23 protein-coding genes are annotated in these 26,534 nt (G+C 69.4%); 12 read left to right on the top strand and 11 right to left on the bottom strand.

Features of this window, described 5'->3' with window-relative positions:
- Positions 1–8 precede the first annotated feature (8 nt).
- From ASG29_RS17600 to ASG29_RS12865, 7 genes are all read left to right on the top strand, one after another.
- A complete protein-coding gene (locus ASG29_RS17600) occupies positions 9–122 on the top strand; it encodes an acyl-CoA dehydrogenase family protein (protein ID WP_414884736.1) in 114 nt (37 codons plus the stop codon).
- Positions 123–195: 73 nt separating this feature from the next.
- Positions 196–1,227: an enoyl-CoA hydratase/isomerase family protein gene (locus ASG29_RS12890; protein WP_055984567.1), complete on the top strand. Its 1,032-nt coding sequence runs from the start codon at positions 196–198 to the stop codon at positions 1,225–1,227.
- A gap of 70 nt (positions 1,228–1,297) precedes the next feature.
- Positions 1,298–2,074 carry an enoyl-CoA hydratase gene (locus ASG29_RS12885; protein WP_055985619.1) on the top strand — a complete coding sequence of 259 codons (777 nt, stop codon included), beginning with the start codon at positions 1,298–1,300 and terminating at the stop codon, positions 2,072–2,074.
- Positions 2,075–2,121: 47 nt separating this feature from the next.
- Positions 2,122–2,994: a 3-hydroxyisobutyrate dehydrogenase gene (gene mmsB, locus ASG29_RS12880; protein WP_055984564.1), complete on the top strand. Its 873-nt coding sequence runs from the start codon at positions 2,122–2,124 to the stop codon at positions 2,992–2,994.
- A gap of 97 nt (positions 2,995–3,091) precedes the next feature.
- Positions 3,092–3,733: a TetR family transcriptional regulator gene (locus tag ASG29_RS12875; RefSeq protein WP_055984560.1), complete on the top strand. Its 642-nt coding sequence runs from the start codon at positions 3,092–3,094 to the stop codon at positions 3,731–3,733.
- A 102-nt stretch (positions 3,734–3,835) separates the two neighbouring features.
- Entirely contained in the window at positions 3,836–6,316 is a 2,481-nt protein-coding gene (locus ASG29_RS12870; RefSeq protein ID WP_055984558.1) for a TonB-dependent receptor, read from the top strand.
- Between the two features lie 111 nt (positions 6,317–6,427).
- Positions 6,428–7,657: an acyl-CoA dehydrogenase family protein gene (locus ASG29_RS12865; protein ID WP_055984555.1), complete on the top strand. Its 1,230-nt coding sequence runs from the start codon at positions 6,428–6,430 to the stop codon at positions 7,655–7,657.
- Between the two features lie 95 nt (positions 7,658–7,752).
- Here ASG29_RS12865 and ASG29_RS12860 read toward each other — a convergent pair whose 3' ends face one another.
- From ASG29_RS12860 to kynU, 4 genes are read right to left on the bottom strand one after another with little or no spacing between them, the layout of a single operon-like run.
- Positions 7,753–10,395, bottom strand: coding sequence for a M1 family metallopeptidase (locus tag ASG29_RS12860; protein WP_055984553.1), 2,643 nt, complete (start codon positions 10,393–10,395; stop codon positions 7,753–7,755).
- A gap of 23 nt (positions 10,396–10,418) precedes the next feature.
- Positions 10,419–11,522 (bottom strand): acyl-CoA dehydrogenase family protein, encoded by a 1,104-nt coding sequence (locus tag ASG29_RS12855; RefSeq protein ID WP_055984550.1) that lies wholly within the window; start codon positions 11,520–11,522, stop codon positions 10,419–10,421.
- Between the two features lie 17 nt (positions 11,523–11,539).
- Positions 11,540–12,352, bottom strand: coding sequence for a tryptophan 2,3-dioxygenase (gene kynA / locus ASG29_RS12850; RefSeq protein ID WP_055984547.1), 813 nt, complete (start codon positions 12,350–12,352; stop codon positions 11,540–11,542).
- Complete coding sequence (gene kynU, locus ASG29_RS12845; protein WP_055984545.1) at positions 12,349–13,542, bottom strand: kynureninase; 1,194 nt, start codon at positions 13,540–13,542, stop codon at positions 12,349–12,351. The genes kynA and kynU overlap by 4 nt, the downstream gene beginning before the upstream one ends.
- A 144-nt stretch (positions 13,543–13,686) precedes the next feature.
- Here kynU and ASG29_RS12840 point away from each other — a divergent pair, with 144 nt between their 5' ends.
- On the top strand, positions 13,687–14,853 hold the full coding sequence (locus ASG29_RS12840; RefSeq protein WP_055985615.1) for an acyl-CoA dehydrogenase family protein: 1,167 nt from the start codon (positions 13,687–13,689) through the stop codon (positions 14,851–14,853).
- A gap of 64 nt (positions 14,854–14,917) precedes the next feature.
- On the opposite strand, the gene ASG29_RS12835 is transcribed toward ASG29_RS12840, so the two are convergent.
- Genes ASG29_RS12835 through ASG29_RS12805 form a run of 7 tightly spaced genes read right to left on the bottom strand, consistent with a single transcriptional unit; the run spans position 14,918 to position 20,107 of the window.
- Positions 14,918–15,733: a TrmH family RNA methyltransferase gene (locus ASG29_RS12835; RefSeq protein ID WP_055984541.1), complete on the bottom strand. Its 816-nt coding sequence runs from the start codon at positions 15,731–15,733 to the stop codon at positions 14,918–14,920.
- Between the two features lie 45 nt (positions 15,734–15,778).
- Positions 15,779–16,048: an HPr family phosphocarrier protein gene (locus ASG29_RS12830; protein WP_055984538.1), complete on the bottom strand. Its 270-nt coding sequence runs from the start codon at positions 16,046–16,048 to the stop codon at positions 15,779–15,781.
- Positions 16,045–16,452, bottom strand: coding sequence for a PTS sugar transporter subunit IIA (locus ASG29_RS12825; RefSeq protein ID WP_055985612.1), 408 nt, complete (start codon positions 16,450–16,452; stop codon positions 16,045–16,047). The genes ASG29_RS12830 and ASG29_RS12825 overlap by 4 nt, the downstream gene beginning before the upstream one ends.
- A gap of 59 nt (positions 16,453–16,511) precedes the next feature.
- Positions 16,512–17,441, bottom strand: coding sequence for an RNase adapter RapZ (gene rapZ, locus ASG29_RS12820; protein WP_055984532.1), 930 nt, complete (start codon positions 17,439–17,441; stop codon positions 16,512–16,514).
- Positions 17,438–17,851: an HPr kinase/phosphorylase gene (locus ASG29_RS12815; protein WP_055984529.1), complete on the bottom strand. Its 414-nt coding sequence runs from the start codon at positions 17,849–17,851 to the stop codon at positions 17,438–17,440. The genes rapZ and ASG29_RS12815 overlap by 4 nt, the downstream gene beginning before the upstream one ends.
- Positions 17,848–19,395 (bottom strand): sensor histidine kinase, encoded by a 1,548-nt coding sequence (locus tag ASG29_RS12810; protein WP_055984526.1) that lies wholly within the window; start codon positions 19,393–19,395, stop codon positions 17,848–17,850. Before ASG29_RS12810 ends, ASG29_RS12815 begins: the two co-directional genes overlap by 4 nt.
- Positions 19,396–19,402: 7 nt before the next feature.
- Entirely contained in the window at positions 19,403–20,107 is a 705-nt protein-coding gene (locus tag ASG29_RS12805; protein ID WP_055984522.1) for a response regulator transcription factor, read from the bottom strand.
- 130 nt (positions 20,108–20,237) lie between these two features.
- Between ASG29_RS12805 and ASG29_RS12800 the strand changes: the two genes are divergently transcribed.
- The 4 genes from ASG29_RS12800 (at position 20,238) to ASG29_RS12785 (ending at position 26,392) form a co-directional block, all read left to right on the top strand.
- Positions 20,238–21,839 (top strand): phosphoenolpyruvate carboxykinase, encoded by a 1,602-nt coding sequence (locus ASG29_RS12800; RefSeq protein WP_055984519.1) that lies wholly within the window; start codon positions 20,238–20,240, stop codon positions 21,837–21,839.
- A 256-nt stretch (positions 21,840–22,095) separates the two neighbouring features.
- Positions 22,096–23,280, top strand: a complete 1,185-nt coding sequence (gene chrA / locus ASG29_RS12795; RefSeq protein ID WP_055984517.1) for a chromate efflux transporter — start codon at positions 22,096–22,098, stop codon at positions 23,278–23,280.
- 96 nt (positions 23,281–23,376) lie between these two features.
- A complete protein-coding gene (locus ASG29_RS12790; protein ID WP_055984513.1) occupies positions 23,377–24,075 on the top strand; it encodes an endonuclease/exonuclease/phosphatase family protein in 699 nt (232 codons plus the stop codon).
- Between the two features lie 10 nt (positions 24,076–24,085).
- Positions 24,086–26,392 (top strand): patatin-like protein, encoded by a 2,307-nt coding sequence (locus tag ASG29_RS12785; RefSeq protein WP_055984510.1) that lies wholly within the window; start codon positions 24,086–24,088, stop codon positions 26,390–26,392.
- The last annotated feature ends 142 nt before the right edge of the window (positions 26,393–26,534 follow it).

Raw genomic sequence — 26,534 nt, 5'->3', positions numbered from 1 at the left:
ACGGCTATCTGCGCGACTATCCCATCGAGCGCTTCTGGCGCGACCTGCGCGTCCATTCGATCCTGGAGGGAACGAACCAGGTGATGCGGATGATCGTGGGCCGCGACCTGTTGCGGCAATAGCGTCGTTGTGCTCCCGCGAAGGCGGGAGTCCAGACTGGGTCCCCGCCTTCGCGGGGACACAAAAGGAGGTCCCGTGACCCAAGAACTCATCGTCACCACAGAAGGGCCGATCGGGCGCATCCGCCTGAACCGACCGAAGGCGATCCACGCGCTGACCACCGCGATGTGCGACGGCGTGCTCGACGCGCTGGAACGGTGGCGCACCGACGACGGCGTCCGCGTCATCGCCATCGATCACGCCGAGGGTCGCGGCTTCTGCGCAGGTGGCGACATCCGCATGCTGGCGGACAGCGGCGCGAAGGACGGCGTCGAGGCGCGCCGGTTCTTCCACACCGAATATCGCATGAACCATCGCCTGTTCACCTACGCCAAGGACATCGTCGCGTTCATGGACGGGATCACGATGGGCGGCGGTGTGGGGATAAGCCAGCCGTGCCGCTATCGCGTCGCGACGGAGAATACGCGGCTGGCGATGCCCGAAACGGGGATCGGCCTGTTCCCTGATGTCGGCGGGGGCTGGTATCTGTCGCGATTGCCGGGTCGCATCGGCCAGTATCTGGCGCTGACCGGCGCGCGGATCGACGGGGCGGAATGTTTCGCGCTCGGGCTGGCGACGCATTACCTGCCCGCGTCCGCGCTGGAAGAGGCGAAGGCGCGGCTGGCGGAGCACGGCGTGCTCGACGAACTGGCAGTCGAGCCGCCCGCGGCCGCGATCCTCGACCGGCGGGGAGACATCGACCGCCTGTTCGCGTCGGACCGGCTGGAGGACGTGTTCGCCGCGCTGGCGGACGACGACACCGACTTCGCGCGCGACACGCTGGCGACGCTGCGGACCAAGTCGCCGCAGACGATGAAGGTGTCGCTGAAGCTGCTGAAGGACGGCGCGGGCATGGCCAGCTTCGCGGACGAGATGAAGCAGGAATATGCCGTCGGCGCCCGCGTCGTGCAGCGGCATGATTTCCTGGAGGGCGTCCGCGCGGTCATCGTCGACAAGGACAATGCGCCGAAGTGGGACCCCGCGACGCCCGAGGGCGTCAGCGACCACGTCATCGACCAGATCTTCGCGCCGTTGCCCGAGGCGGAGGCGTGGACGCCGCACGACTAACCTTATGTCCCCGCGAAGGCGGGGACCCAGACTGGGCTCCCGCCTTCGCGGGAGCACAATGGAGGACGACATGCCCAACTACGAAACCATCCTCGTCGAACGGCGCGACGCCGTCACGCTCGTGACGCTCAACCGCCCGCAGGCGCTCAACGCGTTGAACAGCCAGGTCCTTGCCGACCTGCTCGCCGCCTTCGCCGACTTCGACGCCGATCCGTCGCAGGGGTGCGCGGTGCTGACCGGCAGCGAGAAGGCGTTCGCCGCTGGCGCGGATATCAAGGAGATGTCGGCACAGGGGTTCGCCGACATGTACGGCAGCAATTTCTTCGGCGGCTACGAACGGCTGACGCAGACGCGCAAGCCCGTGATCGCCGCGGTCGCGGGATATGCGCTGGGCGGCGGGTGCGAACTGGCGATGATGTGCGACTTCATCCTGGCCGCGGACAACGCGAAGTTCGGGCAGCCGGAGATCAAGCTGGCGGTCAGCCCCGGCATGGGCGGGTCGCAGCGCCTGACCCGCGCGGTGGGCAAGGCGAAGGCGATGGAGATGTGCCTGACCGGCCGCATGATGGACGCGGACGAGGCGGAGCGCGCGGGCCTCGTCAGCCGGATCGTCCCCGCCGCGGATCTGGTCGCGGAGGCGGTGAAGACCGCCGCGACGATCGCGGGCATGGCGCCGCTGGCGGTCATGGCGAACAAGGAAATGGTCAACGCCGCGTTCGAGACGGGCCTGGCGCAGGGCGTGAATTTCGAACGGCGCCTGTTCCACGGCCTGTTCGGCACCGCGGACCAGACCGAGGGCATGGCGGCCTTCGTCGAGAAGCGTCCGGGGAAGTGGACGGGCAAATAGCTAATCTTCGCTCCCCTGACGGGGAGATACGTTTCAGGAGCAGGATCATGGCACGCGTCGGTTTCATCGGGCTGGGCAACATGGGCGGCGGCATGGCCGCGAACCTGGCGAAGGCGGGGCATGACGTCGCTGCATTCGACCTGAGCGAGGAGGCGCTGTCGCGCGCCGAGGCCGCGGGATGCCGCCGTGCGGACAGTGCCGCTGCGGCGGCGGACGGCGCAGAGGCGGTCGTGACCATGCTGCCCGCGGGGACGCATGTGGCGCACGTATATGCCGACGCGCTGGGCGGCACGCCGCCGGGCGCGATCCTGATCGATTGTTCGACGATCGACGTCGCCACCGCGCGATCGGTGGCGCAGGCGGCGCAGGCGCGCGGGTTGCAGGCGGTCGACGCGCCCGTCTCCGGCGGGATCGCGGCGGCTAACGCAGGGACGCTGACCTTCATGGTCGGGGGAACCGACGACGGCTTCGCATTGGCCGAACCGTTCCTGTCGCAGATGGGCAAGGCGGTGATCCGCGCCGGGGCGAGCGGCGCGGGACAGGCGGCGAAGATGTGCAACAACATGATCCTGGGCGCCACGATGGTGGCGACGTGCGAGGCGTTCGCGCTGGCGGAGAAGCTGGGACTGGATGCGCGGTCCTTCTACGACATCGCCAGCGTGTCGTCTGGACAGAGCTGGTCGATGACCAGTTACTGCCCCGTGCCCGGCGTGGGGCCGACCACGCCCGCCGACAACGGCTATCAGGGCGGGTTCGCGGCGGCGCTGATGCTGAAGGACCTGCGCCTGGCGGTCGCGGCGGCGGAGGATGTCGGCGCGCAGGTGCCGATGGGCGCGCGGGCGCGGGAATTGTACGAGGCGTTCGTGGCCGACGGGCAAGGAACGACCGATTTTTCGGGCATCATCCGCACGTTGGGTTAATCGCGCACGTAATCGTCCATTGCCGTCCCGCGCGTCGCGGTCCTATGATCGCCGGCGCGAAAGGGCACCGCACGGCGGGCCCGGCAGGGGAGGAGCGATGCCCAGGACCAGGGGCGCGGTCGCGGAGCGCGGCCGCAATTCGGCGGACGTGCTGCTCGACACCGCAAGTGCGCTGATGGCCGAGCGCAATTCGATCGACATCACCTTCGCCGACATCGCGGAGCGTTCCGGGCTCAATTCGGCGCTGATCCACTATCGCTTCGGGGGCAAGACGGGACTGTTCCGCGCGTTGCTGGAACGCGACGCGGGCCAGACGTTGCCCGCGCTGGAGGCGCTCGTGGCGGCGGACCTGCCCGCAGTGGAGAAGCTCCGGCGCCATATCCGCGGCGTTATCCGCATCTATCACCGCTATCCGTACATGAACCGCCTGATCGGCGCGCTGGCGGTGGAGACGGACAGCGAGACCGCGCGCTTCATGTCGGAACGGTTCACCCGTCCGATCGCCACCGCGCAGGCCGCGATCCTGGCGCAGGGGCTGGTCGAGAAGACGTTCCGCGACATCGACCCGATGCTGTTCTACTTCTCGCTGATCGGCGCGTGCGATCACCTGTTCTACGCCCGCCACTCGTTGAAATGGGCGTTCGGAATCGGCACGATCGACGACCGGCTGGCGCGGCGCTACGCCGATCATATCGAGGCGCTGCTGACGCGCAGTGTGTTGCGGGAGCAACGGTCGTGACCGCGTCGTCGCGCGACCCCGTGGACAAGATTTAATCGCGCGCGTAAAGGCGGTGCGGACCGGCAACGGCCGGCGGGGCTTACGACATTCAGGGAGAGGACGATGACGATCCTTCACGCATCGGCGCTTGCGATCGCGATCAGCCTGGCGGCACCCGCCTGGGCACAGGACGCGGCGAACGCCACGCGCGGCCAGGCCGAGGCGCAGGACGTGCCCGCCACGCCGTCCGCACCCGGCGCCGCCACCACCGCACCCGACGGCACCGACAGCGCGCAGGGCGGGATCGACGATATCGTCGTCACCGCGCAGAAGCGCGAACAGTCGTTGCAGGACGTGCCCGTCGTGGTGTCCGTGCTCAGCCAGGAGCAGCTGACGAACGCGGGCGTCCGCGACCTGAAGGACCTGCAAACCATCACCCCCGGCCTGAACGTCACGTCGTCGACCAGCACGGCGCAGACGTCGATCCGCATCCGCGGCGTCGGCACGGTCGGCGACAATCCCGGCCTGGAAAGTTCGGTCGGCACCGTCATCGACGGCGTCTATCGCGCGCGTTCCTCGGTCGCGTTCGGCGACCTGGGCGAGATGCAGCGGATCGAAGTGCTGAAGGGGCCGCAATCGACGCTGTTCGGCAAGAACATGTCGGCGGGCGTCATCAACGTCGTCACCGCGGCGCCAAGCTTCACTCCGTCGGCGGAGTTCGTCGGCAGCTACGGCAATTACAACCAATATTCGGTGTCGGGCAGTGCCACCTTCGGCCTGATCGACGACGTGCTTGCCGCGCGGGTGTTCGCCCTGAAGCGCCAGCGCGACGGATTCATGCGGATCAACCGCGGCGCGGGTCCGCGGATCGAGGATCGCGACGGCGACGAGGATTATTACTCGCTGCGCGGGCAGATCCTGTTCCGCCCGATCGACGGCCTCGATATCCGCGTGATCGGCGATTACACCAACCGCGACGAGAATTGCTGCGTCAACACCGTCAGCATTCCCGGCCCCACCGCGGCGTTCGTCGACCTGCTGGCGCCCGATGCCGGCCTGCTGCGCACGCGCCAGCCGTTCAGCCGCGTCGCTTTCGCCAACCGCGATTCGCAGACGAAGGTCGAGGATTACGGCGCGTCGATGCAGGCCGATTACGACATCGGCGGCGGCTTCTCCGCCACGTCGATCAGTGCGTGGCGCGTCAACGACGCCGCCAACGGCGCGGACCTCGACTTCTCGTCCGCCGACATCTGGTACCGCCCGATCCAGAACCGGAACGTCTTCAACGTCTTCTCGCAGGAATTCCGCGTCGCCTACAACAGCGAGCGGCTGAACTCGCTGGTCGGCGTGTTCTATGCGAACGAACGCTTGCAGTCGGACCCGGTCACGCTGCTCGGCTCCGCCTACGAAAGCTATTTCGGTTACCTGCTGTCGGCGTCGAGCGGGGCACCGAGCCCCAATTTCGTGTCCGCGTTGACCGGCATCCCGGTCGGGCAGAATTATCTCGCCAACCAGGGCGCGGCGGATTTCCACACGCATCGCAGCTCGTCGCTGGCGTTCTTCACCGACAACACGGTCACGCTGGCCGAGGGCCTCGATCTGACGCTGGGCATCCGTTATTCGGATGAGGTGAAGCGGGTCAGCTCGCGGTACACCAACACCGCGCCCGGCAACGCCTGCGCCGCGGCGCTGGCCCGCGCGACCTTCTATCCCGCCGCCTCCCGCGCCGCGATCGTCGGCGCCCTGTGCGCGCCGACCGTCGATCCCGCCTTCAACGACGTGTCCGCGACGCAGCGTCGGCCGGAAAACCGCTGGGCCGGGTCGGCGAAGCTGCAATATCGCTTCTCTCCGCAGGTCATGGCCTATGGCTCCTATGCCAACGGCTTCAAGTCGGGCGGCTTCAACCTCGACCGCGCGCGCTTCGCGCCTGGCCGGTTCAATCCCGATACGTCGTTCGCGACGGAGAAGGTCGAGGCGTATGAGGTCGGGACCAAGACCACGTTGTTCGACCGCCGCGTGCTGGCCAACATCGCGGGCTTCTACCAGAAATATACGGATTTCCAGCTCAACACCTACACCGGGATCAGCTTCCTCGTGGCCTCGATCCCCGAGGTCGTGTCGAAGGGCGTCGATTTCGACATCCTGTGGAACACCGGGATCCAGGGCCTGTCGCTGAACGGCGGCGTCACCTATGCCGACACCAAGTTCGGCGACTTCGCTCCGCCGGCGGGCATCAGCCCGCGATTGTCGGGAAACACGCTGCCCTATGCGGCGAAGTGGAACGTGACCGGCGGCTTCACCTCGCGTCAGCCGGTGACCGAGACGCTGGACGTGTCGGCGAGCGCGTCGGTGAAGTGGACGTCGGCCTACAACACCGGTTCGAACCTCGATCCGCTGAAGGTGCAACAGCCGTTCGCGCTGCTCAACGCGCGGCTGGGCCTGGGCCCGCAGTCTGATGCGTGGTCGATCGAGGTGTGGGCGCAGAACCTGACCGATTCGGAATATTACCAGGTCGTCGTCGACCAGCCGTTGCAGAGCGGCACGTACGGCGCGTTCCTGGGTGCGCCGCGGACCTATGGCGGCACGGTGCGCGTGCGGTTCTGACAACCTGCCTCCCGTTCGCCCTGAGCGAAGTCGAAGGGCAGGCGCAATGCTTGTGCTTCGACTTCGCTCAGCACGAACGGTGGGACGCCTGATCGGGAAGGGAGAGAAGCCATGGACCTGCAATGGAGCGCCGACGAGGAGGCGTTTCGCGCGGAGGTCCGCGACTTCCTCGCCGCGAATCTCGACCCCGACCTGCAACGCGCCGGGCGGCTGTCGACCAGCGTCTATCCCGATCACCACGCGTCGATGCGCTGGCAGGAGGCACTGCGCAGGCAGGGCTGGGCCGCGCCGCACTGGGCGCCCGAGCATGGCGGCACCGGCTGGACCACCGCACAACATTACATCTGGGCGACCGAGCGCCAGCTCGCGGGCGCGCCCGCGCTGTCGCCGATGGGCATTTCGATGGTGGCCTATGTCATCATGAAGTTCGGCACGCCGGAGCAGCAGGCGTTCTTCCTGCCGCGCATCCTGTCGGGGGAGGTGTTCTTCTGCCAGGGCTATTCCGAACCCGGCGCCGGCTCCGACCTGGCCAGTCTCCAGACCGCGGCGGTCGAGGACGGCGACGACCTGATCGTCAACGGGCAAAAGGTGTGGACCACCCATGCGGGCGAGGCGAACTGGATCTTCGCCCTGGTCCGCACGTCGAAAGAGGGACGCCCGCAGGCGGGGATCACCTTCCTGCTGATCGACATGGCGACGCCGGGGGTGGAGGTGCAGCCCTTCACGATGATCTCCGGCGAGCAGGTGCAGAATTCGGTGTTCTTCACCGACGTGCGCGTGCCCAAGGCGAACGTGATGGGGGAGATCGACCGCGGCTGGTCGGTCGCGAAATATTTGCTGGAGTTCGAGCGCGGCGGATCGGCCTACGCCCCCGCGATGAAGGCGCGCTGCGATCAGATCGCCGCCTGGGCGCGCGAGACGACCGGGGACGACGGGCGCCCGCTGGCGGACGATGTTGTGTTCGCGGCGAAGCTGGCGCGGTTGCGGGCGAAGGCGGATGTGCTGGAGATCACCGAATTGCGCCTGCTGTCCGCCAACGAGGGCGCGAGCGTGGGGGCGCTGTCGTCGATGATGAAGGTGATGGGCACCGAACTGGCGGGCGAGGTCACCGAACTGACGATGGAGGTCGCGGGCCCGCGCGGGCTGGTGTTCCAGCCGCATGCGGCGATGCCCGGCGGCCCGGTGCCGGGATATGACGCGCCCGACGACGGCCATGTCAGCGGCGACGACCGCCACGCGCTGGCCGCGCTGCGCTACATGAACGAACGCGCGGGGCCGATCTATGCCGGGTCGAACGAGATCCAGCGCAATATCCTGGCGAAGATGGTGCTGGGGTTGTGACGCCTTGACCCGTCGTTGCGGGCAAAGCGAAGCAATCCAGCGTTTCGCGCGCGACACTGGATTGCTTCGCTTTGCCCGCAACGACGAAGTGGGTGTCAGCGCAACCCCGCCTCCATCTCCGCCCCCCGCGCCGATTTCAGCGCGGCGCAGATGCGGATCGATTCCGCCGCCTGCTTCAGTTCCAGATCGTTCGCGCCCAGCGCGGCGAGCCGCGGGCGGAACAGCGCCTCCAGCGCGTCCGCCTTGCCCGCGTCGCAATAGCCCGCGAAGCGCAGCGGCAGGCCGGAGCGGCGGAAGGCGGGGATGGGCGCGGTCATCCGGTCCCAGTCGCTGGACAGCAGCGCGAACAACGTGTCGCGCCCCACCGGCTGCGCGGCGATGCGCGTCAGCAACGTCTGGCGCTCGATCGATTGCAGGCCGCTGTCGGCGTCCTGCGCGATCGCCAGCGCGCGCCGTACCTGCTCCGGCGTCTCCGCGGCGCCAAGTCCCGTCACCGCATGGCTGCGGAACAACGGGTCCTGGCTTGCGACCAGCGCGGTCTTCAGCCGGTCCATGAAGGGCACGCCGCGATCCTGCACCGCGACGCGGAAGGCGGTGCTGCGGTAATCGGCGTCGAGTGCGCGCTCGTCCCCGCCCACCGCCTTCGCGGCCGCATCCGCCAGCGTCGTGCGCACGCCCGCGTCGCGCGCTCGGTTCGCCATCAGGTCGACCAGCGCCTTTCGCGTCTGCGCGCGATCGTCCTCCTCACGCGCGTAGGCGCCACGTCGCAGGTCTACCCCCAGCGCGGCCAGTCGCGGGGCGTACAGATCGGAAAGCAGCCGGCGATACCCGGCCTGCGCCGCGGGGGACAGCGAAGCCGACGCCTCGGCCAGCTCGCCCGGCAATTTCGTCGCGACCAGCCGGTCGGGATGCCGTGACAGCACCCGCGTCCCCTCCATCACGCGCGCGAAGGAGACGTTGCCCGCCGCGAAATCCGCCCACAGGCTGTCCGCCAGCGCCAGCCCCTCGCGCGCGGGCAGCGACGCGCCCGCCGCGATCAGCGTGCCCCATTGCGCGTCGGGCAGGCTGTAGCGGTAATAGCCCGCGCCATCCGCATTGGGCACCGCCAGCCCGCTGCCGGACAGCCGCATCGTCGCGGACGGCCCGCGCATCAGCGTGCAGGTCGGCGTTGCCCCCTGTCGGACGCAGAAGGGTAACGTCCACGTCTGCGGCTTCCCCGCCACGACGCCGATCGGACGATAGCGCGCCTGCGTCAGGCGCCAGCCGTTCGCGCCCGGCCGCACCGTGACGACCGGTACGCCGGTCTGCGTCACGAAGCTCTGGAACAGCGGCACCACGCCTGCGTCGCCGCTGCCCTTCGCCATCGAGGCGAAGAAATCCTCCGCCGTCGCGCTGCCGTAGCGGAAGCGGTCGAGGTGCAGGCGCACGCCGGCGCGGAAACGATCGGGGCCGAGGTAGCGCTCGACCATCGTCAGCATCTGGCCACCCTTTTGATAGGTGATCGAATCGAACGCGCTGGCGATCTGCGTGTTGCGCTCGATCGGCTGGCGGATCGGGCGGCCGACCGAGCGGCTGTCGGTCGCCATCGCGTCGAGCGCCTCGGCCATCTGCGCGACGCCGGTGCCCAGTTTCGGGTCCCAGATCTCGCCGACGCGATTGCCCGCCCATTCGGCGAAGCTTTCGTTCAGCCACAGGTCGTTCCACCAGACGGGCGTGACGAGGTCGCCGAACCACTGGTGTGCCATCTCGTGCGCGTTGACCATGCCGAAGCTGCGCCGCTGCGACGACGGCGCGTCGGGGGACAGCAGCAGCAACGTGTCGCCGTAGGTGATGAGCCCGGCATTCTCCATCGCGCCCTGCATCACCGGGCTGGCGATCTGGTCCAGCTTCTCGAACGGATAGGCGGTGCCGAAATATCGTTCGTGCAGCGCCAGGATCTTCGGCCCCTCCGCCGCCGCGGTCGCCAGCCGCGCCTTCTGCCCCTTGGTGGCGATCACGCGATAGGGGAGGGCGGTCGTGCGGACGGCATTGGCGGGGGCGGTGTTCTCGACCACGTCGAAATCCCCGACCGCGATCGCGACGAGATATGTCGGCAGCGGCTTCGATGCCGCGAATTCGTGGCGGACCATGCCGTCGGCGGCGGGGGTGACGCGCGTTTCGGGCGTGTTGGCGAAGACCTTCAGTGCCTTGTTCGTCGTCACGCCGATCGTGAACGGCGTCTTGAAGCGCGGTTCGTCGAAACCGGGGAACATCAACCGCGCGCTGATCGGCTCCATCTGCGTCCACGCATACCAGTCGTCGCCGACCTTCGCGTGGTACAGCCCCTCGTCCCCGGTCATGAACGGCGCGGTATAGTCGAACGTCAGCGTCGTGCGCCCGGCGGGCAGCGGACGGTCGAAATCGAGCCGCGCGACGCCGGAGGAATCGACCTGGGCGTAGCGCGCCGGGACGTCCGTGCCGCCGACCCGCGCGACCACGCGCGCGACGGTCAGGTCCTGTCCGTGGAGGTACAGGAAACGGGTCGCCCTGCGCACGTCGACGTCGATCTCCGCCCGGCCCGAAAATGCCTTCGCTTCCGGCAGGACCGTCAGCTCGAGGCGATAGGCGACGGGCCGTGCCGCGTCGGGCAGCTTGCCCAGCGGCACCCCGGCCGCAGGCGTGGGCGTGGGCGCCTGGGCGGCCGCGGGCACGGAAAGAGTCGCGGCGACGGACACCACGAGCAGATGGCGCTTCTTCATGAACTTCCCTTTTGCGACCCGGTCTATGCCGCCAGTGCGGCGTAGCGTTTCAGATGATGATCCGCCGCACCGAATTGCTGCTCGATCGCGGTGGCACGCTTGAAATAATGCCCGACCGCCAGTTCGTCGGTCAGCCCCATGGCGCCGTGCAGCTGCACCGCGTTCTGCGCGACGAAGCGCAACGCCTCCGCGGTCACCGCCTTGGCCGCCGATATCGCGCGCGCGCGCTGATCGGGCGCGGCGTCGAGGTTCAGCGTGGCGAGATAGGCGGCGGACTGGATCTGTTCGGCCGCCATGTACATGTCGACCATGCGGTGTTGCAGCACCTGGAAACCCGCCAGCGCCTGCCCGAACTGCTTGCGCTGCTTCGTCCATTCCACCGTATCGGCCAGCATCCGCCGCGCCACGCCCGCCGCCTCCGCGACGGTCGCCGCGACCGCCGCGTCGCCCGCGGCCTCCAGCAGGGGGGTCGCGCCGCCGGGGTCGCCGACCAGGGCCCCGTGCGCGCCGTCGAGCACGACGTCCGATGCGGGGGTGCCGTCGATCAGGCGATAGTCGTGCCGCGTCACTGCCGCCGCATCGACCAGGAACAGCGACACGCCGTCGCGATCGCGCACGTCGCCGGATGTCCGCGCGCTGACGACCAGGGTCGCCGCGTCGGGCGCGCCCAGTACCACCGCCTTCGCGCCGTCGATGCGCCAGTCGTCGCCGTCGCGCACGGCGCGGGTCGCGACCGCATGCCAGCAATGCCGCGACTCCGCCTCCAACGCGGCGAGCGCGAGCAGCAAAGATCCGTCCGCCACCTGCGCCAGCACGGCCGTTTCCTGCTTCAGGACACCGCCCGCCAGCACGACGGCGGACAGGTAAGGCACGGTCGCCAGCGCCTCTCCCAGCGCGTCCATGACCACCATCGTCTCGATCGCGCCGCCGCCCATCCCGCCGGCTTCCTCCGGCAGCGCGGCGCCGACGATGCCGAGATCGGTCGCCAGCGCCCGCCACAAGGCCGCGTCGCCGCGCGGTTGGCGGCTGCGGCGCTTCAATCGCGCGTCCAGCGGGTCGCGATCCGCGAGGTAGCGCGACAGCGTATCGCGCAGCATCGCCTGCTCCTCGGTCAGCCGGAAATCCATCGCGCCCTCTCCCGTTGCTACAATCTCGTCCGGACGTGCCACAGTTCGGGGAACAGCTCCACGTCCAGCATGCGGCGCAGGTACGAAACCCCCGCGGTGCCGCCGGTCCCGCGCTTCAGCCCGATGACGCGCTCCACGGTCGTCACGTGGTTGAAGCGCCAGCGGCGGAAATGATCCTCCAGATCGACCAGCTTCTCGGCCAGCTCGTACAGCGGCCAGTGCGCCTGGGGGGCGCGATAGATCGTCTCCCATGCGCCCACGACGGCCTCGCTCTCGACATGCGGCTCGCGCCAGTTCCGCGTCGGATCGGGCAGGAGACCGGCACGATGCAGCCGGATCAGCGCCGCGTCGTATATCCCCGGCGCGGCGAGGATCGCCTCCAGCCGCGCCAGGACGTCCGGCACGTGGCGATGCGGCCCCAGCGTGGCGGTGGCGCGGTTCCCGCACAGATATTCGATCGCGCGATACTGGAACGACTGGAAGCCGGAGGACTGGCCCAGCGCGTCGCGGAATTCGGTATATTCGCTCGGCGTCATCGTGCGCAGGACGTCCCACGCGCCGGTCAGCTGCTCCATGATCCGCGCGACGCGTGCCAGCATCTTGAACGCATGCGGCAGGCGATCGTCCAGGATCGCGTCGCGCGCGCTTTCCAGTTCGTGGACCGCCAGCTTCATCCACAATTCGCTGGTCTGGTGCTGGATGATGAATAGCAGTTCGTCGTGCGCGGTCGACAGCGGATGCTGCGCCCCCAGCACGCGGTCGAGCGCGAGGTAATCGCCGTAGCTCATGCGGCGTTCGAAGCTCAGCTCGGCATCGTGATGCTCGCTCATGTCACCGCGGCCCTGGCGTGGAAATGCGGCTGGTCCCATTCGTCGCGCGAGATCACGTCGCCGAGGATCGCGGCGGCGCGCAATACCTCGTTCTCCGACAGGTACAGCGGCGTGAAGCCGAACCGCATCAGGTCCGGCGCGCGGAAATCGCCGATCACGCCGCGCGCGATCAATGCCTGCACCACGGCATACGCACGGGGATGACGGAACGACAGCTGGCTTCCCCGCGCCTGCGGATCGGCGGGCGAGGCCAGGTCCAGCGACGGCGCGCATTGCGCGACCGCGCCCGCGAACGCTTCGCTCAGCGCGATCGATCGCGCGCGCAGGTCCGTCATGTCCACCGCGTCCCACGCATCGAGCGCGGCGTCGAGCACCGACAGCGCCAGCACCGGCGGCGTGCCGACGCGCATCCGCTCCACCCCGCGGGCGGGACGATAGCCCGGCTCGAACGCGAAGGGTTCCGCATGGCCCAGCCAACCCGACAGGATCGGCGTCGCGACGTCCGCATGGCGCGGCGCGACGTAGATGAAGGCGGGCGAGCCCGGCCCGCCGTTGAGATATTTGTAGGTGCAGCCGACCGCGAAATCGGCATCCGCGGCGGTGACGTCCACCGGCAGCGCGCCCGCGGAATGCGCCAGGTCCCACACCGCGATCGCGCCCGCCCGATGCGCCCGTTCCGTCACGGCCCGCATGTCGTGCAGGCGGCCGGTGCGATAGTCGACCTCGGTCAGCATCACGACCGCGACATCCTCGTCGATCGCCGCGGCGACCTCCTCCGGCGCGACGGTCCGCAATTCGTACCGCCCCAGCGCGTCGAGCAGGCCGCCCGCGATATACAGGTCGCTCGGAAAGTTGCCGGTATCGGACAGCACGACGCGCCGCCCCTCCGGCGCCAGCGCCAGGGCGGCGGCGAGCGCCTGGAACACCTTCACGCTCAACGTATCGCCCATCGCGACGCTGCCCGCCGGCGCGCCGATCAGCCGTGCGACGCGATCCCCGACGCGTGACGGCAGGGTCATCCATTCCGCCTCGTTCCACGCGCGGATCAGCAGGTCGCCCCATTGCGCGCGCAGGACCGTGGCCGCGCGCGCCTCGGCGGCGAGGGGGAGGGGGCCGAGCGAATTGCCGTCGAGGTAGATGATGCCGTCGGGAATATGGAACAGCGCGCGGGTGGCGTCGAAATCGGTCATGGAGAAGGTGTACCGGGACCCACAAGCGCCGTCACCTTTTTGTGTCCCCGCGGGCGGCGGCGACCCGGACTGGGCCTCCGCCTTCGCGGAGGCACGATGCGCCGGCGGTAGCATCCCGCCATAACTCGCGTTATGCCGACGCGCATGAGCATCCCCACCGCCTCCGCCGATCATCAGGACCTGCGCGACGCGATCCGCGCCCTCGTCGGCGGGTTCGGCGATTCCTATTTCCGCGAGGTGGACGACGCCCGCGCCTATCCCGAGGCGTTCGTCGACGCGCTGACCAAGGCGGGGTGGATGGCGGCGCTGATCCCCGAGGAATTCGGCGGCGCGGGACTGGGCCTGACCGAGGCGTCGGTCATCATGGAGGAGATCAACCGCGCGGGCGGCAATTCGGGCGCCTGCCACGGGCAGATGTACAACATGAACACGCTGCTGCGCCACGGATCGGACGCGCAGAAGGCGCGCTACCTGCCCGCGATCGCCAGCGGGGAGCTGCGATTGCAATCCATGGCGGTGACCGAGCCGACGACGGGGACGGACACGACGAAGCTGAAGACCCGCGCGGACAGGCGCGGCGACCGCTACGTCGTGAACGGGCAGAAGGTGTGGATCAGCCGCATCCAGCACAGCGACCTGATGATCCTCCTGGCGCGCACGACCCCCGTCGAGCAGGTCGCGAAGAAGGCGGACGGGCTGTCGGTCTTCCTGGTCGACCTGAAGCAATCGATCGGCAAGGGCATGGAGGTCCGCCCGATCCGCAACATGGTCAACCACGAGACGAACGAGGTGTTCTTCGACGATCTCGAGATCCCGGCCGAAAACCTGATCGGGGAGGAGGGGAAGGGGTTCCGCTACATCATGGACGGGCTGAACGCCGAACGCGCGCTGATCGCGGCGGAATGTATCGGCGACGGTTACTGGTTCGTGGAACGCGCGGCGAAATACGGCAGCGAGCGGATCGTGTTCGATCGCCCGATCGCGAAGAACCAGGGGATCCAGTTCCCGATCGCGCAGGCGTATATGGACATCCGCGCCGCGGACCTGATGCGCTACGAGGCCTGCCGCCTGTTCGACGCGCATCGGCCGTGCGGGGCGGAGGCGAACATGGCGAAGCATCTGGCGGCGGAATCGTCGTGGAAGGCGGCCAACGCCTGCCTGCAAACGCACGGCGGCTTCGGGTTCGCGGCGGATTACGACGTGGAGCGCAAGTTCCGCGAAACGCGCCTGTATCAGGTGGCGCCGGTCAGCTCGAACCTGATTTTGAGCTTCGTCGGCGAGCATGTTCTGGGGATGCCGCGGTCGTTCTGACCGCTCGTCATTGCGCGCGTAGCGAAGCAATCCAGTGTTTCGCGCGCGGCCCCGGATTGCGTCGCTACGCTCGCAATGACGGCGAATGCTGCCGCGCCAGCACCTCATACGCCATCACCGCGGTCGCCACCGCGGCGTTCAGGCTGTCCGCTTTGCCCCGCATCGGCAGCTTCACCAGCAGGTCGCACGCCGCCTCATATTCCTCCGGCAGTCCCTGCGCCTCGTTCCCCGTCAGCAGGAACGTCGGCGCAGTATAGGCCGCGCCGCGATAGTCGTGGTCGGTTTGCAGGCTCAGCCCGACCAGCTGCCCCGCCCCGGCGCGCAGCCAGTCAAGGAACGACGTCCAGCCGGTCTGCACGATCGGGATGGTGAACAATGCCCCCATGCTGGCGCGCACCGCCTCGGTCGAGAAGGGATCGACGCAGTCCCCGATCAGGATCAGCCCGCCCGCCCCCACCGCATCCCCGGTGCGCAGGATCGTGCCGAGGTTGCCCGGATCGCGCAGCCGTTCGGCCACCAGCCAGATCGGGGCGGCATGGCGGTCGAGGTCCGCCAGCGTCGCCCCGAACTGTTCGAACACGCCGACGACGGCCTGCGGATTGTCCTTCCCCGACAGCTTCGACAGGATCGCGGGGCTGGTCTGGATCGAATCGCCCCCAGCCTCCTCGACCGCGATCGACAGGGCGTGGACCAGCGGATGCCCCGCGCTGTCCGCGGCGTAGAACAGGTGGACGGGCAGGCGGCCGGTTTCGCGCGCCTCGGTCAGGATGCGCAGCCCCTCCGCGACGAACAGCCCCTCCTCGCGGCGATGGCGCTTGTCGCGCAATCCCTGCACGCGCTTCACGAGCGGGTTGGAAAAGGCGGTGATCTCGCGCGGCATGATGCGGCGTTAGCGGGACGGAGGGCGGGGGTCACCCCACGCCGCTCATTCCTCCCCGAACTTGTCCTCGACCAGCGCGCACATCGTGGCGACCACCGCCTCCGCGCCGTCGCCCTCCGCGCTGATGACGATCGTGTCGCCGCGCGCGGCGCCCAGCATCATCAGGCCCATGATCGACGTGCCGGTGACGGTGGACCCGCCCTTCGCCACCGCGACCGCGATCGGCTGCGCGCTGGCGAGGGTCACGAACTTCGCGCTGGCGCGCGCGTGCAGCCCGCGGCGGTTGGTGATCGGCACCTCGCGCGAGACGCTCATGCCGCGGCCTCGCCCAGAACCTCGGACGCGACCGAGATGTACTTGCGCCCCGCCTCCCGCGCCGCGGCGACGGCGGCCACCACGGTCATCGCCTTGCGCGCGGATTCCAGGCGGATCAGCATCGGCAGGTTGATCCCCGCGATCACCTCCACGCGTCCGCGCTCCATCAGGCTGATCGCGAGGTTCGAGGGCGTGCCCCCGAACAGGTCGGTCAGCACGATCACGCCGCGCCCCGCGTCGACGTCGGCGATGGCGTTCGCGATGTCCGCGCGCCGCCCCTCCATGTCGTCCTCCGGGCCGATGCAGACCGTCGCGATCTGCTTCTGCGGGCCGACGACATGTTCCATCGCGGTCACGAATTCGTCGGCGAGCCGCCCGTGGGTCACGAGCACGAGCCCGATCATCTGCATTGAAATCCCGTTCATTGGACCGTCTTCATCGCCCCGTTCTCATCGCCCCGTCTTCACGGGCGCGTCGTCATGGGACGCGGCCGTCCCTCGAGCGCATCCTGTGGTGCCGATGCCAGGTCGCGATGCACGATGGTGGGCGAAAACCCCGCCTCGCGCAACCGCTTCGCGACCCGTTCCGCGACGTGGACGGACCGGTGTTTCCCTCCGGTACAGCCGAACGCGATCGTGACATAGGGCTTGCCTTCCGCCCGATAGCGCGGGAGCAGCAGGAGGAGCAGGTCCTCGACTCGGCCGACCGCCTCTTCATAGGCGGGGTCGGCGGCGACATAGGCGGCGACGGCGGGATCGCGGCCCGTCAACGGGCGCAGCGCGTCGTCCCAGTGCGGATTGCGCAGGAAGCGCATGTCGAAAACGAGGTCCGCGTCGGCGGGCAGTCCGCGCGCGAAGCCGAACGACTGGATCGACAGCGTCGTCCCGCCCAGGCCGTCGCGCGCGAAGGTGCGCCGGATATCGGCCGCCAGATCGTGCGCGCTGAGCGCGGTGGTATCGACCAGCCGGTTCGCCCAGGCGCGCAGCGGCGCCAGGCAGCTGCGCTCGCCCACGATCCCGTCGCGCGCGGGCCGGTCCGCCGCCATCGGATGCCGCCGCCGCGTCTCGTCGTAGCGGCGCTCCAGTTCGTGCGTGGCGCAGTCGAGGAACAGGACGCCGATCTCGAACCGCCCGGTGGCGCGCAGGTCGTCGATCACCGCGATCGCGGTTTCGGGGTCGAAATCGCGCGTCTGCGTGCCGAGCCCGAGCGCCAGCGGTCGCGGCCCGCGGCCGTCGCGCTGTTCCGTCTCCAGCATCGGCGCGAGCAGGGTCATGGGAAGGTTGTCGATCACCTCCCAGCCCAGATCCTCCAGCGTCTTCATCACGGTCACGCGCCCCGCGCCCGACATGCCGGTGACGATCAGCACCTCGATCCGCGTGTCCGGGTCGCTCATCGGATCAGCCTTTCCAGCGCCAGTTCGACCTTCAGCGGGGCGGATGCGGGAAAGGGGGCGATCGTGACCTGCGCCACGTCCACCCCCGCGATGCGCACGACGTCGTCGCACGGCATCCGTTCCTCCGCCGCCAGCCGGACCGCCAGTAGCACGGTCGCGTGGGACCGGAAGGGGCGTTCGAGGATGCCGAGCCCGCGCACCTCCATCTTCCCCGCGATCGTGGCGGGCGCGCGGGCGACGAGCCGGCCGTCGACGACGGTCAGGTCGGTATAGTCGTCCGCCACCAGTTCCGCGCCGCGATCGATCAGCCGCAGCGCGAGGTCGGACTTCCCCGCGCCCGAAACGCCGGTCAGCAGCACGCCGTGGCCGCGGATCGCGACGGTCGTGGCGTGGATGGTCGCGCCGCTCATTCCTCGATCCGCCGCGCATCGGCCAAGGGCAGGCGGACGACGAAGCGCGCCCCCTGCAACCGGTCCTCGCGCGGCTCCACCGATATCTCGCCCTGATGCCCCTCCACGATCGTCCGTGCGATGGCGAGGCCGAGGCCCGAATGCTCGCCGAACGCCTCCGCCGAGGGACGGACCGAGTGAAAGCGGCGGAAGATCGATTCGCGCGCCTCCTCCGGCACGCCCGGCCCCTCGTCCTCGACGCGCACCTCCAGATCGTCGTCGCTGCGCCGCGCCGCGATCGAGACGGTGCCGTCCGCGGGGGAGAAGGATACCGCATTGTCGATCAGGTTCGCGAACACGCGTTCCAGCCGCGCGCCCTCGCCCAGCACGACCAGCGGCTCGTCGGCGCGGCGGTCCAGCCGCAGGCGCACGCCGCGGGGGATGCCGCGGGCGGCCCGCGCCGCCACCTGCGCGGCCAGCATGTCGCCGACGTCCACCGCCTCGAACGTCGCGCGGGCGAGCTGCGCGTCGAGGCGGGAGGCGTCGGAGATGTCGCTGATGAGCCGGTCGAGCCGGCGCACGTCGTCCGACACGATGGCCAGCAATTGCGCGCGCTGGTCCGGATTCTCGACGCGTTCCAGCGCATCGGCGGCGGATCGTAGGGAGGCGAGCGGGTTCTTCAGTTCGTGCGTCACGTCCGCCGCGAACGCCTCCGTCGCGTCGATCCGGGCGCGCAGCGCGAGGCTCATGTCCGACAGGGCGCGTGCCAGCATCCCGATCTCGTCGCGCCGGTCGGGCAGTCGCGGCACGACCACCTCCCGCGCGCGACCGAGGCGGACGCGGACGGCGGCGCGCGCGAGGCGGCGGAGCGGGTTGACGATCGTGCGCGCCAGGAACAGCGACAGCGCCAGGCTGATCGCGGCGACGACGATCAGAACCACCGACAGGCGGAACCGCTCCACGCGAACCCGCTCGGTCACGTCGCGCGCGTTGACCGCGGACAGGAGGCGCTCGCCCGACGACAGCGCCGCTGCCGCGGTGACGACCGGCGTCCGATCGGGCGCGCGCCAGATCGTCGTGGATTGCACCGCGCCCCCCGCCACCGCGCGCAGATCGGGCCAGCGCGCCGCATCGCTGCGGTCGCGGTACAGCGGCGCCCGGCGGGCACCGACGACGATATCGATGATCGCGTCCAGCCAGCGTGCGCTGCGCTGTCCCCAGCCGTCGGTGGTCGGATCGACCAGCCGGAAGTTCGCGACACCCTGCGCCACCGAATCGGCCACCTTCGTCCCCGCGCGGTCGTACAGCCGCAGCCTGGTACCCGTATCGGCCGCCAGCCGCCCCAGCAGCGCCGCGCGCGCGTCCGGCGCCACCGCGCCGAGCGCCTCCGCCATCAACCGTGCCTCCCGCGCCGATTGCGCCTCGCGCTCGTCGAGGATGCGGCTGCGGAAGGTGTCGAGGTAGAAGAAACCGCCCGCCAGCATGAGCAAAGCGATGGCGTTGACGGCCAGGATGCGCGGCGTGAGCGAGACGCGCCCGGACCAGCGAGTCGCCTGATCCGCCATGCGCGCCTCACTCCTCGGAGAAGCGATAGCCGGCACCGTACAATGTCTCGATCGAATCGAAGGTGTCGTCCACCTCGCGGAATTTCCGGCGCACGCGCTTTATGTGCGAATCGATCGTGCGATCGTCGACGTAGATGTCGTCCTGATACGCCGCGTCCATCAACTGGTTGCGCGTCTTCACGATCCCCGGCCGGGTCGCGAGCGTTTCGAGGATCAGGAACTCGGTGACGGTCAGCGTCACGGGCCTGCCGTCCCACGTCACCCTGTGGCGTGCGGGGTCCATCACCAGCCGCCCGCGTTCCAAAGGGCCCTGTATCTCCGCCGCCGCATCGTCCGGCGCGCTCGCCAGTTCGGCACGGCGCAGGATGGCGCGGATGCGCGCGATAAGCAGCCGCTGGCTGAACGGCTTCGCAATATAGTCGTCCGCGCCCATGGCCAGGCCCAGCGCCTCGTCCAGCTCGTCGTCCTTGCTGGTCAGGAAGATAACGGGCACCTGGCTCTTCTCGCGCAGCCGGCGCAGCAGCTCCAGCCCGTCCATCTGGGGCATCTTGATGTCGAGGATGGCCAGGTCGCACGGATTCTCGACCAGCGCCTTCAACGCGGTTTCGCCGTCGGAATACAGGCGCGTCAGGAAGCCTTCGGTCTGGAGCGCGATCGAGACCGAGGTGAGGATGTTGCGGTCGTCGTCGACCAGGGCGATCGTGGCGGTCATCGTGGGAGCAGCGCTAGTCCAAATGCGGGAAAGGTCAATGCGGGCGCCGTTTGACGCCCCGCGCGACCGCCGATATGCGCGACCTTTGTGATGCATACGTATGCACGACGCGTATTGAGGGGATTTTCCGTTGAGCGACCGCATTCCTGACGCCGGGCTGGAAGCCCAGGGGATCGAGACCCGCGCCACCCTGCACTGGAACCTGGTGACCGCCCGTCTGGTCGAAGCCGCGGTGGCGCGCGGGGAGGGCAAATTGTCCGCCGACGGCCCGCTGGTCGTCGAGACGGGGGCGCACACCGGGCGGTCCGCACAGGACAAGTTCATCGTGCAGGACGCCGAGACGCAGGACACCGTGTGGTGGGGCAAGTCGAACAAGGGCATGACGCCCGCGCATTTCGCCGCGCTGAAGGAGGATTTCCTGACCGCGCTGCGCACGAAGAGCGACCTGTTCGTGCAGGACCTGTTCGGCGGATCGCAGCCGGGGCATCGCGTGCGCGTCCGCGTCGTCAACGAACTGGCGTGGCACAATCTGTTCATCCGCACGATGCTGGTGCGGCCCGAGGAGCCCGAGCTGAAGGGGTTTGAGGCCGATTACACGATCATCGACCTGCCGACGTTCCGCGCCGATCCGGCGCGTCACGGCACCCGGTCCGAAACCGTCATCGCGGTGAACTTCACCGAGAAGCTGATCCTGATCGGCGGCACGAAATATGCCGGTGAGATGAAGAAGTCGGTGTTCGGCATCCTGAACTATCTGCTGCCGCCCACCGGCGTCATGCCGATGCATTGTTCCGCCAACATGGGGCCGGACGGGCGCACCGCGGTGTTCTTCGGCCTGTCGGGTACGGGCAAGACGACGCTGTCGGCGGATCCGCAGCGCACGCTGATCGGCGACGACGAGCATGGCTGGTCCGACACCGCGGTCTTCAACTTCGAAGGCGGCTGCTACGCCAAGATGATCCGCCTTTCGGCGGATGCGGAGCCCGAGATCTTCGCGACGACGAAGCGCTTCGGCACCGTGCTGGAGAACGTGGTGATGGACGAGGTCACGCGCCAGCTCGACCTGGACGACAACAGCCTCGCCGAGAATTCGCGCGGTGCGTACCCGATCGACTTCATCCCGAACTCGTCGGACGAGAACATGGGCGGGGTGCCGTCGAACATCGTCATGCTGACCGCGGACGCCTATGGCATCCTGCCCCCGATCGCGAAGCTGACGCCGGATCAGGCGATGTACCATTTCCTGTCCGGCTATACCGCGCGCGTCGCGGGGACCGAGATCGGCGTGACCGAGCCGGACGCGACCTTCTCCACCTGTTTCGGTGCGCCGTTCATGCCGCGGCATCCGTCGGTGTACGGCAACCTGCTGAAGGAGCGGATCGCGCGCGGATCCGTCGATTGCTGGCTGGTCAACACCGGCTGGACCGGGGGCAAGTACGGCGTCGGCAACCGCATGCCGATCAAGGCGACTCGCGCGCTGCTGAACGCCGCGCTCGACGGCAGCCTGAACGACGTGGAGTTCCGCACCGATCCCAACTTCGGCTTCAAGGTGCCGGTCGCGGTCCCCGGCGTCGACGCCGCGATCCTCGATCCGCGCAGCACCTGGGCGGACAAGGCGGAATATGACGCCACCGCGGCGAAGCTGGTCGACCTGTTCGTGGAGAATTTCGCGCAGTTCTCGGAGCATGTCGATCAGGGCGTGCGCGAGGCGGCGCCGAAGGTTGCGGCGTAGCGGCGACCTGTCGTCGTCATGCCGGGCTGGTCCCGGCATCCACCGGGCCGCGCGGTCGCCGGTTCGAGGCCCCGTGCACGGTGGACCCCGGGACGAGCCCGGGGTGACGGCGTGTGCGTGGCATCCGCCCCCGCCACCGCCCGGCACGGGTCGCATTTAGGCGGGTCAAGCAAAAGCTCGTTGCGGTCCGTCTGCCTTCCCACTCTCCTGCCGCCTGCTTCCATCTGAGGCGCAGTTGGCAAACGGGAGGGGCAGCATGACCGACACCGACACGTCTCCACCCGACCTCTCCCTGCCTGCGCTGTTCCTGAAGTTCCTGCGCTTCGGTCTGCTCGCCTTCGGCGGGCCGGTGGCGCAGATCGCGATGGTGCGACAGGCGCTGGTGGAGGAGGAGCGCTGGATCGCGCCGGCGCGCTTCAACCGGTTGCTGGCGGTGTTGCAGGTCCTGCCGGGACCCGAGGCGCACGAATTGTGCGTCCACCTGGGCATGATCGCGCGCGGACGGATCGGCGGATTGCTCGCGGGACTGGGGTTCATGCTGCCGGGCCTGTTGCTGATGCTGATGGCGGGATGGGCCTATGTCACGTTCGTCGTCGGCGATCCGGTGCTGGCGGGAGTCCTGCTGGGCGTGCAGGTCGTCGTACTCGCCGTCATCCTGCGCGCGGTGGTGCGGATCGGGCAACATGTCGTGCTGGACCGCCTGCTCGCAGGGATCGCGCTCGGCAGTCTCGTCGCCACGCTGCTGGGCGTGCCGTTCTGGATCCCGCTGCTGGCGGGGGGCGCGGCCTATGCGCTAGCGGCGCGACCGGTGGTAGCGGGCGCGCTGGTAACGCTGGCGATCCTCGTCGCGGTCGTCCTGCGCGATAACGGCATGACGATCGCCACCATCCCCGTTACCGCCGCGCCCGTGACGCTGCCCGCACTGTTCCTCGCGGGGTTGAAGGGTGGTTTGCTGACCTTCGGCGGCGCCTATACCGCCATTCCCTATGTCCGCGCCGACACGGTCGGGCGGGGATGGGTCGGCGATGCGACCTTCCTCGACGGGATCGCGCTGGCGGGGCTGCTGCCCGCGCCGCTCGTGATCTTCGCCACGTTCGTCGGCTATGTCGCAGGCGGGCCGTGGGGCGCGCTCGCGATCACTGCGGGGATGTTCCTCCCCGCCTTCGCCTTCTCGCTGATCCTGTTCGAACGGCTGGAGGCATTGGTCGAGAATCCCGCGCTGCATCGCCTGCTGGAAGGCGTGGCGGCGGCGGTGGTGGGGATCATCGCCGCGACCTTCCTGCAATTGGCGGCGGCCACCGCGAGCCGCGTCGCGCATCCCGCGATCGCGATGGCCCTGTTCGTCGTCGCGCTCGCGGTCGCATGGCGTGTAAAGGGCGCATGGGTGACGCCCGCGATCCTCGCGGCGGGCGGTGTCGCGGGATGGATGCTGGCGCCATAGCCTCCGCCGATCCATGATCCCGACCGGCTCGTGTCGTCGCGACGGGCGGGGGCGGCCGGTGCAACCGCCCGGCGATCCTGTCGTTACGCATCGGACATGAAGATCAAGGTCGCGAGCTACAACATGCACAAGGCGGTCGGCACGGACCGCCGCCGCAATCCGGAGCGGGTCGTGCAGGTCCTGCGCGAGATCGATGCCGACGTGATCGCGTTGCAGGAGGCGGACCAGCGTTTCGGCCGCCGGGCGGCGATCCTGACGCCGCACGTGCTGGAAGAGCATGGCGACTGGAAATCGGTCGATTTCGGGATGCGCGCCGCCAGCATGGGCTGGCACGGCAACGCCATCCTGATCCGCCGGTCGGCACAGGTGATCGCGTGCGAGGCGGTGCACCTGCCGTCGCTGGAACCGCGCGGCGCGGTGATGTGCGACGTCAGGCTGGCCGGCGGCATGGTCGTGCGCGTGGTCGGGATGCATCTCGACCTGTCGGGCCTGTGGCGACGTCGGCAGGCGCATGCGATACTGACCCATATCGCCACGCGATCGCATCCCTATCCCACGGTCATGATGGGCGACCTGAACGAATGGTCGCGGGCGTCGGGCTGCCTGCGCGATTTCGGCGCGGACTATCGCTTCGCGGAGACCGGGCCGTCGTTCCACGCCCGCCGTCCGATCGCACGGCTGGACCGCATCATGGTGTCGCGCGAGTTGCAGGTGACGGATTGCGGCGTCCACAGCAGCGCGGCGTCGCGGGTCGCATCGGACCACCTGCCGATCTGGGCGGAGCTGTCGGCGTGAGGCCGGGGCGATGACGGGCGCACGCGAGAAGGAATTGCGGCTGGCGCTGGTCTGCTACGGCGGGATCAGCTTGGCGGTGTACATGCACGGCATCACGAAGGAGGTCTGGCACGTCGCGCGTGCGAGCCGCGCCGCGGCGGCGGGGGACACGCTGACGGGCAGCGCCGCGGTCTATGCCGGGTTGCTGGAGACGATCGCGCAGGAGGCGGGGCTGAAGCTGCGCGTGATGCCCGATATCGTCGCCGGGGCGAGCGCGGGCGGGATCAACGGCATCTTCCTGGCGCAGGCGATATCCGCGGGACACAGCCTGGACCCGCTGACCGACCTGTGGCTCGACCATGCCGACGTCGAGCAGTTGATCGACAGCGATGCCGCCCCATCGTCGCGCTTCTCCAAGGTCTGGGCGCTGCCGCTGGCGTGGATGGCGGCGGGGCGCAGCGCGGACAAGCTGGACGAGCTGGAGGAGGCCACGCGGGAGGAGGTGCGGGCGAAACTGTCGCATTTCGTCCGTTCGCGCTGGTTCGAACCGCCGTTCAGCGGTCCGGGGTTCACGACCCGGCTGCTGGAGGCGTTCGAGGCCATGGCGGCGGCGCCGCGCGGCCCGCGCCTGCTGCCGCCGGGGCAGAAGCTCGACCTGTTCGTGACCGTCACCGACTTCACCGGCCATCCCGAACGGCTGCGGCTCCATTCCCCGCCCGAGGTGCTGGAGACGGAGCATCGCCTGGTCGTGACGTTCAGCGACGACGGCACCCCGTGCGAGACGCTGGCCGATGCCGCCGAACTCGCCTTCGCGGCGCGCGCGACGTCCAGCTTCCCGGGCGCCTTTCCGCCCTTCACCGTCGTCGAACTGGACGGGGTGCTGCGCAAGCGCGAACGCGGGTGGCCCGGTCGCGATGCCTTCCTTCGCCGCATCCTGCCGCGCCAGTCGGCGGCGGGGGCGGCGGAGAAGGCGGTCCTGATCGACGGCTCCGTGCTGGCCAACCGTCCGTTCCGTCCCGCGATCGACGCGCTGCGCGAGCGCCCGGCGCGGCGGCAGGTCGATCGCCGGTTCGTGTACGTCGATCCCTCGCCGGGCTTCAAGCTGGGGCTGACCGCGGGGCGGGGGGAGGGCGACGGCGGGGTGCCCGGCTTCTTCCAGACGATCCTCGGCGCGATCAGCGAATTGCCCCGTCACCAGCCGATCCGCGACAACCTGGAGGCGATCGCCGCGCGGACCCAGGTAATCGAACGGATGCGCGCGATCATGGCCGCGATCCGCCCGCAGGTGGAGGCGGAGATCGAGGCGCTGTTCGGGCGGACGCTGTTCCTCGACCGCCCGACGCCCGCGCGGCTGGTGGCGTGGCGGCGGCGCGCGCAGCAGGCGGCGGCGGACCGCGCGGGCTATGCCTATGCCGGCTACGGCAACCTGAAGGCCGCCGGCGTGGTCGATTTCGTCGCGGACCTGCTCCACGCGATCGGCGGCGAAACGGGCCCGCAGCGCTGGGGCCGCACGCGCACCGCGATCGATGCCGCGATGGCGGCGCGCGGGGTGGTCGACGACGCGATCCACGCCGGCGGCGCCAGCGCGGCGATGATCGCGTTCCTGCGCACGTTCGATCTCGGCTTCCGCATCCGGCGCCTTCGCCTGCTCGCGCGTCGGCTGGGCGAGGTGGAGGGCGGCCCCGACGACGAGGCGCTGGCACCCCTGCGGGAAGCCATCTTCGCTTCCCTGACCGATTATGTCACGCGCAAGGACGCGCGCTATCATGCGGGCCTGCGCGGGGCGGTGCGCGCGGTGCGCGGCGATGCCGGTCCCGTATTGGACGAACTCGCCGCGGCGCTCGACCTCACCGGCCTGGACGCCGCGACCGACGAGCGTATCGCCGCCGCGCTCGCGGTCCTGCCGCGCGAGATCCGGCGCCCGATGCTGCTGAATTACCTGGGCTTCCCCTATTTCGACGTCGCCGCGCTGCCGTTGCTCCAGGGGGAGGGGGTGGACGAATACGATCCGATCAAGGTCGACCGGATCAGCCCCGACGACGCCCGCTCGATCCGCGAGGGCGGGGCGGAGGCGACGTTGAAGGGCATCCAGTTCAACAGTTTCGGCGCGTTCTTCAGCCGCGCCTATCGCGAGAACGACTATCTGTGGGGGCGCCTGCACGGCGCGGAGCGGATGGTCGACATCCTCGTCTCCTCGCTGCCCGGCGACGCCCGGTTGAAGCCGGGCCGTGTCGCGGCGGTGAAGCGGGGGGCGTTCCTGGCGATCCTGGACGAGGAGGAGGCGCGCCTGCGCACCGCGACGGACCTGATCGCGTCGCTGCGTCGGGAGATCGGGTGAGGCGAGCCGCGGTGGGGTCGATACCGTCCCGGTCCGACGCGGCCCGGCCGCCGGCTGGCGTTCGTCCCGGGCGAGGCCGGCGGGGACGCCCCGGACCGTGGGGGCTGGCAATCCGCGCCCGGCTCCCTTAGCCTCCGTCGCG

Source organism: Sphingomonas sp. Leaf412 (assembly GCF_001425405.1).
Lineage (GTDB): Bacteria > Pseudomonadota > Alphaproteobacteria > Sphingomonadales > Sphingomonadaceae > Sphingomonas.
Note: the sequence above shows the minus strand (reverse complement) of the source record. Positions and strands in the feature narration are given on the sequence as shown.